We start from the raw sequence: 15,669 nt of genomic DNA, 5'->3' as shown, positions 1-15,669 counted from the left end.
CGGCGCTTGGGTGAAAGGAGGAGGGGCGAAATCTCCCACGGTCTGTACTGCGTCAACAGTCGGAATCGAGCCTTGTCCCTCCTCCTCCCTTCAAGTCCTACCATACAAGCGAGCCTGCTCGCGATGACGGATTTACATTCAACACATGTGTTGACTGATCTACCGCTATCGCGAGCAGGCTCGCTCTCACATTAGGTCTTGGCACTGCTTCGACGTTAGCTTAAGGAAAAAGACACTGCACCCCCTCCAAAAAAAAATGCCCCGTATCGATTGATACGGGGCATTTCCATGTGTGTTCACGACCCGCTTGTGGCGGGCCATGAAGCGGCTTAAGCCAGTGCTTCTTCGCGTTTGCCCAGCAGACGATCGCAAACCGCTGCAACAACCAGGGTCATGACCGACGGCACCAGCCAGGCCAGGCCTTGCTCGCTCAGCGGCAGGTGGGACAACTGAGTCGGCATCCAGTCCGCCAGACCCGCGCCCTTGAGGGCATCGATCAAACCGAAGATGAACGACACCAGCATCACCGGACCGACGATACGGCCCTGCTCATGCCAGAAGTCCTTGCAGAAGCTCAGGGCGACCAGGGCGATGCACGGCGGATAGATCGCGGTCAGCACCGGGATCGAGAACGCAATCAGCTTGGTCAGGCCCAGGTTGGACACAAACAGCGAGAACACCGCCAGGATGATAACCAACGTCTTGTAGGACAGCGGCAGCACACGGCTAAAGTATTCGGCGCAGGCGCAGGTCAGCCCCACCGCCGTCACCAGACAGGCCAGGGAGATCAGCACCGCCAGAAAACCGCTGCCCAGAGAGCCGAAGGTGTGTTGTACGTAAGCGTGCAACACCGCCGCGCCATTAGTGGCACCCGCGGCCACTTCATGGCTGCCCGAACCGAGACGGAACAGGCTGACGTAAACCAGCGCCAGGCCCACGCCGGCAATCAGCCCGGCGATGATCGCGTAACGGGTAATCAACACCGGCGACTCGACGCCACGGGAACGGATTGCGTTGACGATGACAATGCCAAACACCAGCGCGCCCAAGGTATCCATGGTCAGGTAACCATTGATGAAGCCTTGGGAGAACGGTGCCGCCACGTATTCCGGGGTGGCCACGCCGACATCACCGGCCGGCAATGCAAACGCGGCGATGCCGAGCGCGGCCAGGGCGATGATCTTCAGCGGCGCGAGGAAACGTCCTACGGTATCCAGCAGCCGGCCCGGATAGAGCGAGATGAAAAACACCAGCAGGAAGTACACCGAGCTGTAGAGGAACAGCGCCAGCGGGCTCTCGCCGGTCAGTGGCGCCAAGCCGACTTCGAATGAAACGGTGGCGGTGCGCGGTGTCGCGAACAGCGGGCCGACAGCGAGGTAGCACGCGGCCGCCAACAGGCCACCGGCGACTTTCCCGATCGGGCTGCTCAAGGCGTCCATGGCGCCACCGACCTTGGCCAGGGCGACAACGGTGATCACCGGCAGACCGACCGCGGTGATCAGAAAGCCCAGCGCCGCCATCCAGACGTTTGGACCGGACTGCAGACCGACGATAGGCGGGAAGATGATGTTGCCAGCCCCGACAAACAGGGCAAACGTCATAAAACCAAGTGCCAGGATGTCCTGGCCTTTCAACACTTTCATTAAGGAAATACCACACTACTGAATCGGAATTTAGAGAGGGATTTCCCTGAGGGGTGAGGGAAATGCTGTCCGTCCGTATAGGACTGACCCGTTTAGCGCGTAGCAACCTTGTGGGCCGCGGACGCAAAAATGGCTGCTAGCCTAACGAATTTGCCCGACAAACGCACTGTTAGGGTGCGATCTATCCGATACGCGACATTTCCGTGTCGCGTTTACATATCTAATTTTCCTACAAAGAACCCTGTGGCGAGGGGATTTATCCCCGTTGGGTCGCGAAGCGCCCCCCCCTCAAATCAAATGCAGTACATCAGGCTCACTGCATTGCTTGACTTGACGACTGCTGCGCAGTCGAACGGGGATAAATCCCCTCACCACAAGAGCCCGGTACAAATCCCGGAAACGACAAAGGCCACCCGAAGGTGGCCTTTGTTTGGTGAAGCGTCAGCTAAGCGCGAGGCTTACTTGACAGCCCAGCCAGTCAGCTCGGCCAGGGCCTTGCCGATGTCTGCCAGCGAACGCACGGTTTTAACGCCTGCGTCTTGCAGAGCAGCGAATTTCTCGTCTGCAGTGCCTTTGCCGCCAGAGATGATTGCGCCAGCATGGCCCATGCGCTTGCCCGCAGGGGCAGTCACACCAGCGATGTAGGAAACAACCGGCTTGGTCACGTGTGCCTTGATGTAGGCAGCCGCTTCTTCTTCAGCCGAACCGCCGATCTCGCCGATCATGACGATCGCTTCGGTCTTCGGGTCTTCCTGGAACAGCTTCAGGATGTCGATGAAGTTCGAACCCGGGATCGGGTCACCGCCGATGCCGACGCAAGTCGACTGACCGAAACCGGCGTCAGTAGTTTGCTTGACAGCTTCGTAGGTCAGGGTGCCGGAACGGGAAACGATACCGACCTTGCCTGGCAAGTGAATGTGACCTGGCATGATGCCGATCTTGCATTCGCCTGGAGTGATCACGCCTGGGCAGTTAGGACCGATCAGGACCACGCCCAGCTCGTCGCACTTGACCTTGGCATCCAGCATGTCCAGGGTAGGAATGCCTTCAGTGATGCAAACGATCAGCTTGATGCCGCCGAATGCTGCTTCCAGGATGGAGTCCTTGCAGAAAGGAGCTGGAACGTAGATCACGCTGGCGGTGGCGCCAGTGGCAGCTACAGCGTCTTTCACGGTGTTGAACACTGGCAGACCCAGGTGCTCGGTGCCGCCTTTGCCTGGAGTTACGCCACCCACCATCTTGGTGCCGTATTCGATGGCTTGCTGGGTGTGGAAACTACCTTGCGAACCGGTAATACCCTGGCAGATAACTTTGGTGTCTTTATTGATCAGGACGCTCATTATTTGCCCTCCGCAGCTTTGACAACTTGTTGAGCAGCGTCGGTCAGGCTGGTAGCAGCGATGATGTTCAAACCGCTTTCTGCCAGTACTTTAGCGCCCAGCTCAGCGTTGTTGCCTTCAAGGCGAACAACAACCGGGATTTTCACGCCGACTTCTTTCACAGCGCCGATGATGCCTTCGGCAATCATGTCGCAACGAACGATGCCGCCGAAGATGTTGACCAATACTGCAGCGACGTTAGTGTCGGACAGGATGATCTTGAACGCTTCGGTAACGCGTTCTTTGGTAGCACCGCCGCCCACGTCGAGGAAGTTGGCTGGTTTGCCGCCATGCAGGTTGACGATGTCCATGGTACCCATGGCCAGGCCAGCACCGTTGACCATGCAACCGATGTTGCCTTCCAGCGCTACGTAGTTCAGTTCGAACTTGGCAGCGTGCGCTTCGCGCGGATCGTCTTGCGACGGATCGTGGAAAGTCTTCAGCTTAGGCTGACGGTACATGGCGTTGGCGTCGATGTTGATCTTGGCGTCGAGGCAATGCAGATCGCCATCAGCCTTGATCACCAGCGGGTTCACTTCCAGCAGAGCCAGGTCGTGATCCTTGAACAGCTTGGCCAGACCTACGAAGATCTTGGCGAACTGAGCAACTTGCTTGCCTTCCAGACCCAGCTGGAATGCCAGCTCGCGACCCTGGAATGGCTGAGCGCCAACCAGTGGATCGATAGTGGCCTTGAGGATTTTCTCAGGGGTGTCGTGAGCGATTTTCTCGATGTCCACGCCACCTTCGGTGGAAGCCATGAACACGATGCGACGGCTCGAACGGTCAACGACAGCGCCCAGGTACAGCTCTTTAGCGATATCAGTGCACGATTCAACCAGGATCTTGGTGACTGGCTGACCATTGGCATCAGTCTGGTAAGTCACCAGACGCTTGCCCAACCACTGTTGAGCGAATGCTTTGGCGTCTTCTTTGCTGCGAACCAGCTTAACGCCGCCCGCTTTACCGCGACCACCTGCGTGAACCTGGGCTTTGACAACCCATTCGGTCCCGCCGATTTTGTCGCACGCTTCTGCTGCTGCTTCCGGGGTGTCTACGGCGAAACCCTGGGATACTGGCAGGCCGTATTCAGCGAACAGCTGCTTACCCTGATACTCGTGAAGATTCATGCTTATTACCGTCTTCGTTAGGTACTGCGCATTCGGTGCTGCACTTGTTCAAGTGCCGCACCACCTGTGACTGCTGCTTGCGTAGGTGTTCCGGATAACCGGTGAGACTACGCAAGGCTGCGTCCGGCGGACATTCCGCGGTGAGTCTTGCACGCAAGGCTCACGACGGGCCTTCCGCCGTGGTTTCTTATTGTCTTGTCTTAACGCTTCTTGCGGTTGGCAATGTGGATGGCGCCGCCATTCACAGCCAGAGCTGCTTCGTGCAAGGCTTCGGACAGGGTCGGATGGGAGAAAACCATCATGCCCAGGTCTTCAGCGCTGGTGCCGAATTCCATACCGATCGCGCCCTGCTGAACCAGTTCTGCAGCGCTCGGGCCAATCACGTGGACGCCCAATACGCGGTCAGTCTTGGCATCAGCGATGACTTTAACGAAACCGCCGGTATCGTTGGCTGCCATGGCACGGCCACTGGCTGCGAACGGGAAGGTGCCGACGTTAACTTCAACGCCTTCGGCTTTCAAGGCCTGCTCGGTTTTACCGACCCACGCGATTTCCGGGTGAGTATAAATAACCGAAGGGATCAAATCATAGTTCATCTGGGCTTTGTGGCCCTTGATGCGCTCGACGACCATGATGCCCTCTTCCGAGGCTTTGTGTGCCAGCATCATGCCGCGAACCACGTCGCCGATCGCGTAAACGCCCGGTACGGTGGTGGCGCAGTGATCGTCAACGTGCACGAAACCGCGCTCGTCCAGAGTCACGCCGCAATCAGCGGACAGCAGATCAGTGGTCACTGGACGGCGACCAACGGCTACGATCAGCTTGTCGAAAGTGATGTTCTGTTCGCCGTTGGCATCGGTGTAGTTCACGACTACTTCGTTGCCGTTCACTTTGGAACCGGTAACACGAGCGCCCAGCTTGATGTCCAGACCTTGTTTGGTCAGGGTTTTCAGCGCTTCCTTGGAAACGGCAGCGTCAGCGGCCATCAGGAAGGTGTCCAGCGCTTCAAGAACGGTGACTTCTGCACCCAGACGGGACCAGACCGAACCCAGTTCCAGACCGATCACGCCAGCGCCGATCACGCCCAGACGTTTAGGTACGGATTGGAATTCCAGCGCGCCAGTCGAATCGACGATCACATTCTGGTCAACGGGAGCTGGCGGAATGTCGATCGGACGCGAGCCCGGAGCCAGAATCACGTTCTCGGCTTCAATGATTTCTACCGAACCGTCTGGCTTGGTGACTTCGACTTTCTTGCCGGCCAGCAGTTTGCCGTGGCCCTGGATCGAGGTCACACCGTTGGCTTTGAACAGGGTGGCAACACCCGAAGTCAGGCCTTTGACGATGTTGGCTTTACGGCCGACCATTGCTGGTACGTCCATGGTCACGCCAGCGTGGTTGATACCGTGGATTGCGAAACCGTCCTGGGCTTCGTGGAACTTCCAGGAGCTGTCCAGCAGCGCCTTGGATGGAATGCAGCCGACGTTCAGGCAAGTACCGCCGAGGGCCAGTTTGCCTTCCTTGTCGGTGTATTTCTCGATGCAGGCAGTGGAGAGGCCCAGTTGCGCTGCTTTAATGGCAGCCACGTAACCGCCAGGGCCCGCGCCAATCACTACCAGGTCGAATTTCTGAGTCATGTGTCATTCCTTCTCGAATCAAACCGGACGGCCCCTTTTGAGGACCGTCGTGGGACGAAGCTGGTCATTACAGGAGGGCCGTCCATCACTGGATGGCCCGTGCAACGAAATCAGATATCCAGCAGCAAACGAGCCGGGTCTTCCAGCAGGTTCTTGATGGTAACCAGGAAGGTCACAGCTTCTTTGCCATCGATCAGACGGTGATCGTAGGACAGAGCCAGGTACATCATCGGACGGATAACAACCTGACCGTTGATCGCCATAGGACGCTGCAGAATGTTGTGCATGCCCAGGATGGCCGCTTGAGGCGGGTTGACGATCGGCGTCGACATCATCGAACCGAAAGTACCACCGTTGGTGATGGTGAACGTACCGCCGGTCATCTCGTCCATCGACAGTTTGCCGTCACGAGCCTTCTTGCCGAAGGTGGCAATGCCGCCTTCGATTTCAGCCAGGCTCATCAGTTCGGCGTTACGCAGAACCGGAACAACCAGGCCGCGGTCGCTGGAAACAGCAACACCGACGTCAGCGTAGCCGTGATAAACGATGTCAGCACCGTCGATCGACGCATTGACAGCCGGGAAGCGTTTCAGGGCTTCGGTGGCAGCCTTGACGAAGAACGACATGAAGCCCAGGCGCACGCCATTGTGGGACTTCTCGAACAGGTCCTTGTACTTCGAACGCAGGGCCATGACTTCGGTCATGTCGACTTCGTTGAAAGTGGTCAGCATTGCCATGTTCGATTGAGCTTCAACCAGACGCTTGGCAACGGTGGCCCGCACGCGGGTCATCGGTACGCGCTTCTCGATGCGATCGCCGGCAGCGAACACTGGAGCAGCACCGGCAGGCGCAGCAGCCTTGGCAGGTGCGGCAGCCGGAGCAGCTTTCTTGGCAGCTACAGCGGCAACAACGTCTTCCTTGGTCACACGACCGCCTTTGCCAGTGCCGGCAACGGAAGCGATGTTGATACCGTTTTCTTCAGCCAGCTTGCGAGCAGCCGGTGCAGCAACAGGATCATCTTCGCCTTCAGCGGCCGGAGCAGCAGCTTGTGCAGCGGCCGGAGCAGCGGCAGCAGCTGGAGCGGCAGCAGCGCCGCCCGCTTCGATGGAGCCCAGGACTTCGTCGGACAGAACGGTGTCGCCTTCGTTCTTGACGATAGCGCCCAGTACGCCGTCAGCGGTGGCCAACACTTCCAGTACGACTTTGTCAGTTTCGATGTCGACGATCAGGTCATCGCGCTTGACGGCGTCGCCCGGCTTTTTGTGCCAGGTGGCAACGGTGCCATCGGCAACCGATTCCGGGAAAGTGGGGGCTTTGATTTCGATAGCCATTATCTGTGGGTCCTTAAATTCGGTTTCAGGTGCGCGAAGGCGTTAAACAGTAAAGGCGTCTTGCAGCAGTTTTTCCTGCTGCTCAGCGTGCATCGATGCATAACCACAAGCAGGTGCAGCAGAAGCCTCACGGCCCGCGTACTCGAGTACGAGAGACTTATTGAGCGTACTGATGCTACGACGCAAGTGGTGTTGGCTGCAGTACCAGGCACCCTGGTTCATCGGCTCTTCCTGACACCAAACGGCATGCTTGGCGTTGGTGTAAGGAGCCAGGACTTCTTTCAAGTCGTCTTCAGGGAACGGGTACAGCTGCTCGATACGCACGATGGCGATGTCATCACGACCTTCGGCACGGCGTTTTTCCAGCAGGTCGTAGTAGACCTTGCCGCTACACAGAACAATGCGCTCGACCTTTTTCGGGTCCAGGGTATCGATTTCCGGGATAACGGTCTGGAACGAACCTTCGGCCAGATCTTCCAGGGTCGAGATGGCCAGTTTGTGACGCAACAGCGACTTCGGAGTCAGGACGATCAACGGCTTGCGCAGCGGGCGAATCACCTGACGACGCAGCAAGTGGTAGATCTGAGCAGGCGTAGTCGGGACGGCGACCTGAATATTGTGCTCGGCGCACAGCTGCAGGTAACGCTCCAGACGAGCCGAAGAGTGCTCCGGCCCCTGACCTTCATAACCGTGCGGCAGCAGCATGGTCAGACCGCAGAGACGGCCCCACTTGTGCTCGCCACTGGTGATGAACTGGTCGATAACCACCTGAGCACCGTTGGCGAAGTCGCCGAACTGGGCTTCCCAGATCACCAGCGCCTCAGGCGTGGTGGTCGAGTAACCGTATTCGAACGCCAGCACGGCTTCTTCGGACAGGAACGAATCGTACAGGTCGAAACGTGGCTGGCCCTTGTACAGGTTTTGCAGCGGGATGTAGGTACCCGCGTCTTTCTGGTTGTGCAAGACAGCGTGACGGTGCGAGAACGTACCGCGACCGATGTCCTGACCCGTCATGCGAATCGGGTGACCTTCGAACGCCAGGGTCGCGTACGCCATGGTTTCGGCGTAACCCCAGTTGATCGGCAGGCCGCCGGCTTGCATTTTCTGACGGTCTTCGTAGATTTTCGAAACCTGGCGCTGAACCACGAAGCCTTCCGGAATTTCCAGCAGCTTGGCGGACAGTTCCTGCAAGGTTTTCAGATCGAAGCGAGTGTCGTGACGCGCGGTCCAGGCGTGGCCCAGATACGGACGCCAGTCCACGAACAACTCTTTGTTCGGCTCTTTGACCAGGCTTTTTACAACATGCAGACCGTTGTCCAGCGCATTGCGGTATTCATCGACTTTCGCCTGAACACGCTCTGCGTCCAGCACTCCGCCCTGAGTCAGACGATCGGCATACAGCTCACGGGTGGTGCGCTGTTTGGCGATCTGCTGATACATGATTGGCTGGGTGCCGCTTGGCTCGTCGGCCTCGTTGTGGCCACGACGACGGTAGCAGACCAGGTCGATCACCACGTCACGCTTGAACTGCATGCGGTAGTCGATGGCCAGCTGGGTCACGAACAACACGGCTTCCGGATCATCACCATTCACATGGAGGATCGGCGCCTGGATCATCTTGGCAACGTCGGTCGCGTACTCGGTGGAGCGCGAGTCCAGCGGGTTGCTGATGGTGAAACCGACCTGGTTGTTGATCACGATGTGCACGGTGCCGCCGGTCTTGAAACCGCGGGTCTGCGACATCTGGAAGGTTTCCATGACCACGCCTTGACCGGCGAATGCCGCGTCACCGTGGATGGAGATCGGCAGAACCTTCTCGCCGGTAGGGTCGTTACGACGATCCTGACGGGCGCGAACCGAACCCTCGACCACTGGGGAAACGATTTCCAGGTGGGACGGGTTGAACGCCATGGCCAGGTGAACTTCACCACCGGTGGTCATTACGTTGGACGAGAAGCCCTGGTGATATTTAACGTCACCGGAACCCAGCTCGACCTTCTTCTTGCCTTCGAACTCGTCGAACAGCTCGCGCGGGTTCTTGCCGAAGGTGTTGACCAACACGTTCAGACGACCACGGTGGGCCATGCCGATAACGATTTCCTTGGTGCCGTAGGAACCGGAACGCTGGATCAGCTCGTCGAGCATCGGAATCAGGCTCTCGCCGCCTTCCAGACCGAAACGCTTGGTACCCGGGTATTTGGTACCCAGGTATTTTTCCAGACCTTCGCCGGCGGTGACACGCTCGAGCAGGTGGCTCTTGATGTCGGCGGAGTACGTCGGACGGCCGCGCACGCTTTCCAGACGCTGCTGGAACCACTGGCGCTGCTCGGAATCGGTGATGTGCGTAAATTCAGCGCCGATGGTGCGGCAATATGTCTGCTGCAACGCTTCGTGAATTTCGCGTAGGCTCGCCTCCTCTTTGCCGATGAACAGGTCGCCGGCACGGAAGGTCGTATCAAGATCGGCATTGGTCAAGCCGTAATGATTGATCGACAGGTCTGCAGGTGCAGGACGCTGCCACAGCCCCAGCGGGTCAAGCTGGGCTGCCTGGTGGCCACGCATACGGTAGGCCTGGATCAATCGCAGCACTTCAACTTGCTTCTTCTCGTGCTCACTGCTCACGCTGCCGGCGGAAACCGGTTGGGCGCGGCGCTGGTTCTTTGCCAGCAAGACGAAATGATCGCGAATTGTGGAGTGCGAAACATCGGTGGCAGTGTTGCCGTCAGCAGGCAACTTCTGGAAGTAGGTGCGCCACTCTTCTGGCACAGCGTTAGGGTCGTGCAGGTAGAGCTCGTAGAGCTCTTCCACATAGGCAGCGTTACTACCGGATAGGTAGGCGCTGTTCCACATGCGCTGCATCACGCTTTCTTGCATGCTTGGTCACCCTCGGTTAGGGGAACACCACCGGCGTCGACACCGAGCACGCTTGCAGAAGTCCGAATGCAGCGACTAAAACAAGCCACTTAGGATCACGCTGATAGTCCGGGTACCAGCCCGGATGCCCCTGCTTGTCTCATTTCTTCAAAATAAGAGCCGCAGCCTTATAAGCTGCTGCTCAGGTTAAAACTACGGCGCCGGTTGAAGCCTGCGCCGTAGCATCTACGGGTACAGCGGTCTTGCGGATACTACAGCTGAATCACACGCCGCTTTGCAGCAGCATGTTACGTACGTGACCGATGGCCTTAGTCGGGTTCAGGCCTTTCGGGCAGACGTTGACGCAGTTCATGATCCCGCGGCAGCGGAATACGCTGAACGGGTCATCCAGCGAAGCCAGACGCTCGGCAGTCTTGGTGTCGCGGCTGTCGGCCAGGAAGCGATACGCTTGCAGCAGAGCAGCTGGACCCAGGAACTTGTCCGGGTTCCACCAGAAGGACGGGCAAGAGGTCGAGCAGCAAGCGCACAGGATGCACTCGTACAGACCGTCGAGCTTTTCACGCTCTTCAGGGGACTGCAGACGTTCGATGGCCGGAGCCGGCGTGTCGTTCTGCAGGTATGGCTTAACCTTTTCGTATTGCTTGTAGAAGATGCTCATATCGACGACCAGGTCACGGATTACCGGCAAACCTGGCAGAGGACGAACGATCAGCTTGTTACCTTTTACGACAGCGGACAGCGGCGTGACGCACGCCAGACCGTTTTTGCCGTTGATGTTCATGCCGTCGGAACCGCAAACACCTTCACGGCAAGAGCGACGATAGGAGAAACCTTCGTCCTGCTCTTTGATCAGGGCCAGCACGTCCAGCACCATCAGGTCTTTACCACCGGTATCGACCGTAAATTCCTGCATGAACGGCGCAGCGTCCTGATCAGGGTTGTAGCGATAAACACTGACTTGCAACATGGCGGCCACCCTTAATAAGTCCGAATCTTAGGTTCAAAAGTCGGAACAGTCTTCGGCGAGAAGTTCACAGCACGCTTGGTTACGCGCTTGTCACCCGGGAAGTACAGGGTGTGGCACAGCCAGTTTTCGTCGTCGCGATCTTCGTAGTCTTCACGGGCGTGAGCGCCGCGGGACTCTTTGCGGATCTCTGCAGCGATGGCGGTAGCTTCGGCCACTTCCAGCAGGTTCTGCAGTTCCAGAGCTTCGATACGAGCGGTGTTGAACGCCTGGCTCTTGTCGTTGATCTTGACGTTGGCGATACGGCCACGCAGATCAGCCAACTGAGCAATACCCTTCTGCATGTATTCGCCGGTACGGAATACACCGAAGTAGTTCTGCATGCAGCTTTGCAGCTCTTTACGCAGGGTGGCGACGTCTTCGCCCTCGGTACGCGAGTTCAGGCCATCGAGACGTGCCAGGGCAGCGTCGATGTCGGACTGACGAGCGCGGGTGTAGTCGACGCCTTCTTTGAGGGTCTGTTCCAGGAACAGGCCGGCCGCACGACCGAATACCACCAGGTCGAGCAGCGAGTTGCCGCCCAGACGGTTGGCACCGTGAACCGATACGCAAGCCACTTCGCCTACTGCGAACAGGCCCGGGATGATCTGGTCAACGCCGTCGGCATCCTGAGTGATTGCCTGACCGTGGATGTTGGTCGGCACGCCGCCCATCATATAGTGGCAGGTTGGAACGACCGGAATCGGCGCCACGGCTGGATCGACGTGAGCGAAGGTCTTGGACAGTTCCATGATGCCTGGCAGACGGCTGTGCAGAACTTCTTCACCGAGGTGATCGAGTTTCAGCATTACGTGGTCGCCATCCGGACCGCAACCGTTGCCGGCGATGATTTCTTTAACCATCGAACGGGCAACAACGTCACGACCAGCAAGGTCTTTGGCGTTCGGAGCATAACGCTCCATGAAACGCTCGCCGTGCTTGTTGATCAGGTAACCGCCTTCACCGCGGCAACCTTCAGTCACCAGTACACCGGCGCCGGCGATGCCGGTCGGGTGGAACTGCCACATTTCAATGTCTTGTACCGGCACGCCAGCACGCAGAGCCATGCCGACGCCGTCACCGGTGTTGATCAGGGCATTGGTGGTGGACGAGTAGATACGACCTGCACCGCCAGTCGCCAGTACAGTGGCGTTAGCGCGGACGTAGGAAGTTTCGCCGGTTTCGATGCAGATGACGATCATGCCGACAAAGGCACCATCTTCGTTCTTCACCAGGTCGACACCGTAGTATTCGTTGAGGAATACAGTGCCGGCTTTCAGGTTGGCCTGGTACAGGGTGTGCAGCAGTGCGTGACCGGTACGGTCGGCAGCGGCGCACGTACGGGCAGCCTGGCCACCTTTACCGAAGTCTTTCGACTGACCGCCGAACGGGCGCTGATAGATGCGGCCTTGTTCGGTACGGGAGAACGGCAAGCCCATGTGCTCGAGTTCGAAGACCGCTTCCGGGCCTACGGAACACATGTATTCGATAGCGTCCTGGTCACCGATATAGTCGGAACCCTTGACGGTATCGTACATGTGCCAGCGCCAGTCATCGTTCGGATCTGCCGAGGCGATGGCGCAGGTGATGCCACCCTGGGCGGATACAGTGTGCGAACGAGTCGGGAAAACCTTGGTAACTACGGCGGTCTTGTGACCACCTTGTGCCAGCTGCAGAGCAGCGCGCATACCAGCACCGCCGCCGCCAATAATGATGGCGTCGAACGAAAGCGTATTAACTGTAGTAGACATGAATCAGATACCCCAGAGAATCTGCACACCCCAGACGAAGTAAGCGAACATCGCAACGCCGCATACTGCCTGGAAAAGGAAACGTACTGCAGTCGCGGACTTGCCGAACGCCATTGGCGTCAGGTAGTCGGTCGCGATGGTCCACATGCCGACCCAGGCGTGAGCGCCTAGGGCAACGAGGGCCAGGAGACTGAAAATACGCATCCAGTTGCTTGCGAACAGTTCATGCCATTGGGCGTAGCCGATGCCAGGATGGGCAACGACGTATCCGATCAGGAAAATGAAATAAGCCGCGAGAACGACCGCAGACACACGTTGTGCCATCCAGTCATAGAGGCCCGAACGCGACAGGTTCGTGACGTTAGTTACCATATCCAAACTCCTGCCAGAACGATTACCACCACGGAAAAGGCGATAACGATTTTCGAGCCCAGTTTGCCGCCCTCAAGCGACTCGCCGATGCCCATGTCCATCATCAAATGGCGCACACCGGCAACCAAGTGATACAGCAAGGCGGACAGGATGCCCCATGTCACTAGCTTGGCTAGCGGACTGGTCAGACACGCTTTCACCTGACCGAAGCCTTCTTCCGAGTCGAGCGACTTGTCCAATGCATAAAGCATGATGGCCAGGCTGACAAAGAGGATGATTCCGGAGATTCGGTGAAGAATGGACGTGTAAGCAGTGACTGGGAGTTTGATGGTCCTTAGGTCTAGGTTTACAGGTCGTTGGCTATTCACGGCTTTTTTTCACACTGAAGAGCCCCTAACAATCAGGGCAAAGTTGTTGGGGAGTGCACTGGTCAGGTACCCACCACCCAGGGAGTGCGACCCCCAGTAAAGCAGGCCCAAAAGCCCCTGGCGGTCGGAGGCCGAGTATAGACAGTTAGGCTACTAATGACAACGCAATCGCCTTCCCCTAATAGCTCATTGCACAAGTCGTATAAAAGGCGTAAATGGCAGTCAATTTCGAGGAAAAAGTCCAGTTAAAGCCTTCTGGAGCAAGACTTTAGGCAAATTGACATTCGAATTTATCTCACTATAGTGGTGCGGGCCCTGCGTGGGGGGTCTGTCTGATGATTTCAAGCATAAATAGGAGGCCACATGGCTGACAAAAAAGCGCAGTTGATCATCGAGGGCGCAGCCCCCGTCGAGCTGCCCATTTTAACCGGCACCGTTGGTCCCGATGTTATCGATGTTCGGGGCCTGACGGCCACGGGCCGTTTCACCTTTGACCCTGGTTTCATGTCGACAGCTTCCTGCGAGTCGAAGATCACCTATATCGACGGCGACAACGGCATCCTGCTGCACCGCGGCTACCCGATCGAACAGTTGGCTGAAAAGTCGGACTACCTGGAAACCTGCTATCTGCTGCTCAACGGCGAATTGCCGACCGCAGAACAGAAGGCCCAGTTCGTCAGCACCGTGAAGAACCACACCATGGTTCACGAGCAGCTGAAGACCTTCTTCAACGGCTTCCGTCGCGACGCCCACCCGATGGCCGTCATGTGCGGCGTAGTCGGCGCCCTCTCGGCCTTCTACCACGACTCCCTGGACATCAATAACCCGCAGCATCGCGAAATCTCCGCGATCCGCCTGGTTGCCAAGATGCCCACCCTGGCAGCGATGGTTTACAAGTACTCGATGGGGCAACCCATGATGTACCCGCGCAACGACCTGACGTACGCGGAAAACTTCCTGCACATGATGTTCAACACCCCGTGCGAGATCAAACCGATCAGCCCGGTACTCGCCAACGCCATGGACAAGATCTTCATCCTCCATGCCGACCACGAGCAGAACGCATCGACTTCCACCGTACGCCTGGCCGGCTCTTCGGGTGCCAACCCGTTCGCCTGTATCGCCGCCGGCATCGCTGCACTGTGGGGCCCTGCCCACGGCGGCGCGAACGAAGCCGTTCTGACCATGCTTGATGAAATTGGCGATGTGTCGAACATCGACAAGTACATCGCCAAGGCCAAGGACAAGAACGATCCGTTCAAACTGATGGGCTTTGGTCACCGGGTTTACAAAAACCGCGACCCACGCGCAACAGTCATGAAGCAGACCTGCGACGAAGTGCTGAAAGAACTGGGCATTACCAACGATCCGCAACTCGAACTGGCCATGCGCCTGGAAGAGATCGCCCTGACCGACCCGTACTTCATCGAACGCTCGCTGTACCCGAACGTCGACTTCTACTCGGGGATCATCCTCAAGGCGATCGGCATTCCAACCAGCATGTTCACCGTCATCTTCGCTTTGGCGCGGACCGTCGGCTGGATCTCCCACTGGAAAGAAATGCTCTCCAGCCCGTACAAGATTGGCCGTCCGCGCCAGCTGTACACCGGCTACGAGTCGCGTGACATCACCAAGCTGGAAGACCGCAAATAAGACCTGTCTTGCGATAACGTCTTAAAGTTGCACCGGGAACGGCCTCTATTTATATAGAGGCCGTTTTTGTTTGTGCGATGAACCTGATCGTTCCCACGCGAGGGAACGATCAGTGAGCGACAGGTTGTTGATCTGGCTTTGGCTTTGGCTTTTGATGTTGACCCTGCTTTTGATCTTTCGCCCCTTCGGCAGGCCGAGCGGAGGTGTTCATCAGGGGGTTAGGCGCGTAGCGCCGTGCGGCGAAGCCGCACACATCGAGAGGAGGTCGTCGCGAAGCAGACCGTAGGCGATGCCCCCCTGATGGACACCGTAGCGAGGGAACACTGAGCTTTAGCGAAGTGCCGTACGCCGGGGCGAAGCCTTTTGCTTACTTTTTGGCGTTTGAAAAAGTGAGTCGCTGTAAAAGCCAGCCCTTTCAAGGTGTTTTCTTTTTATGGGCCTTAAGCACGCGAGCCGTCGACACATGAGCATTTGCAGCCCTGCCCTCCAGCCATTCCTTGGACTTGGCGATTTTGGGACCTCGTATGCTTT

General features: G+C 57.7%; 11 protein-coding genes. 1 reads left to right on the top strand and 10 read right to left on the bottom strand.

Annotated features, from left to right (window positions below; translation table 11 throughout):
• Positions 1 to 329: 329 nt before the first annotated feature.
• The 10 genes from brnQ to sdhC all read right to left on the bottom strand — a co-directional run bounded on the left by brnQ (position 330) and on the right by sdhC (position 13,485).
• On the bottom strand, positions 330 to 1,643 hold the full coding sequence (gene brnQ / locus KW848_RS30610) for a branched-chain amino acid transport system II carrier protein (RefSeq protein ID WP_218539067.1): 1,314 nt from the start codon (positions 1,641 to 1,643) through the stop codon (positions 330 to 332).
• Positions 1,644 to 2,101: 458 nt separating this feature from the next.
• Positions 2,102 to 2,983 carry a succinate--CoA ligase subunit alpha gene (sucD, locus tag KW848_RS30605; protein WP_003172813.1) on the bottom strand — a complete coding sequence of 294 codons (882 nt, stop codon included), beginning with the start codon at positions 2,981 to 2,983 and terminating at the stop codon, positions 2,102 to 2,104.
• A complete protein-coding gene (gene sucC / locus KW848_RS30600) occupies positions 2,983 to 4,149 on the bottom strand; it encodes an ADP-forming succinate--CoA ligase subunit beta (RefSeq protein ID WP_008148602.1) in 1,167 nt (388 codons plus the stop codon). The genes sucD and sucC overlap by 1 nt, the downstream gene beginning before the upstream one ends.
• Positions 4,150 to 4,349: 200 nt before the next feature.
• The gene (gene lpdA, locus KW848_RS30595; protein WP_074874664.1) at positions 4,350 to 5,786 is read right to left on the bottom strand and encodes a dihydrolipoyl dehydrogenase; all 1,437 of its coding nucleotides are present in this window, start codon (positions 5,784 to 5,786) and stop codon (positions 4,350 to 4,352) included.
• 110 nt (positions 5,787 to 5,896) lie between these two features.
• A complete protein-coding gene (gene odhB, locus KW848_RS30590) occupies positions 5,897 to 7,117 on the bottom strand; it encodes a 2-oxoglutarate dehydrogenase complex dihydrolipoyllysine-residue succinyltransferase (RefSeq protein ID WP_008148598.1) in 1,221 nt (406 codons plus the stop codon).
• Positions 7,118 to 7,159: 42 nt separating this feature from the next.
• Positions 7,160 to 9,991, bottom strand: a complete 2,832-nt coding sequence (locus KW848_RS30585; RefSeq protein ID WP_192406868.1) for a 2-oxoglutarate dehydrogenase E1 component — start codon at positions 9,989 to 9,991, stop codon at positions 7,160 to 7,162.
• Positions 9,992 to 10,253: 262 nt separating this feature from the next.
• On the bottom strand, positions 10,254 to 10,958 hold the full coding sequence (locus tag KW848_RS30580; protein ID WP_111450757.1) for a succinate dehydrogenase iron-sulfur subunit: 705 nt from the start codon (positions 10,956 to 10,958) through the stop codon (positions 10,254 to 10,256).
• 11 nt (positions 10,959 to 10,969) lie between these two features.
• Positions 10,970 to 12,745, bottom strand: a complete 1,776-nt coding sequence (sdhA, locus tag KW848_RS30575) for a succinate dehydrogenase flavoprotein subunit (RefSeq protein ID WP_129442284.1) — start codon at positions 12,743 to 12,745, stop codon at positions 10,970 to 10,972.
• A gap of 3 nt (positions 12,746 to 12,748) precedes the next feature.
• A complete protein-coding gene (sdhD, locus tag KW848_RS30570) occupies positions 12,749 to 13,117 on the bottom strand; it encodes a succinate dehydrogenase, hydrophobic membrane anchor protein (RefSeq protein ID WP_008148589.1) in 369 nt (122 codons plus the stop codon).
• Positions 13,111 to 13,485 carry a succinate dehydrogenase, cytochrome b556 subunit gene (gene sdhC / locus KW848_RS30565; RefSeq protein WP_111450758.1) on the bottom strand — a complete coding sequence of 125 codons (375 nt, stop codon included), beginning with the start codon at positions 13,483 to 13,485 and terminating at the stop codon, positions 13,111 to 13,113. Before sdhC ends, sdhD begins: the two co-directional genes overlap by 7 nt.
• A gap of 363 nt (positions 13,486 to 13,848) precedes the next feature.
• Between sdhC and gltA the strand changes: the two genes are divergently transcribed.
• Positions 13,849 to 15,138, top strand: a complete 1,290-nt coding sequence (gltA, locus tag KW848_RS30560; protein WP_008148584.1) for a citrate synthase — start codon at positions 13,849 to 13,851, stop codon at positions 15,136 to 15,138.
• Positions 15,139 to 15,669: the final 531 nt, after the last annotated feature.

The organism is Pseudomonas sp. PDM25 (assembly GCF_019219045.1).
Lineage (GTDB): Bacteria > Pseudomonadota > Gammaproteobacteria > Pseudomonadales > Pseudomonadaceae > Aquipseudomonas.
Note: the sequence above shows the minus strand (reverse complement) of the source record. Positions and strands in the feature narration are given on the sequence as shown.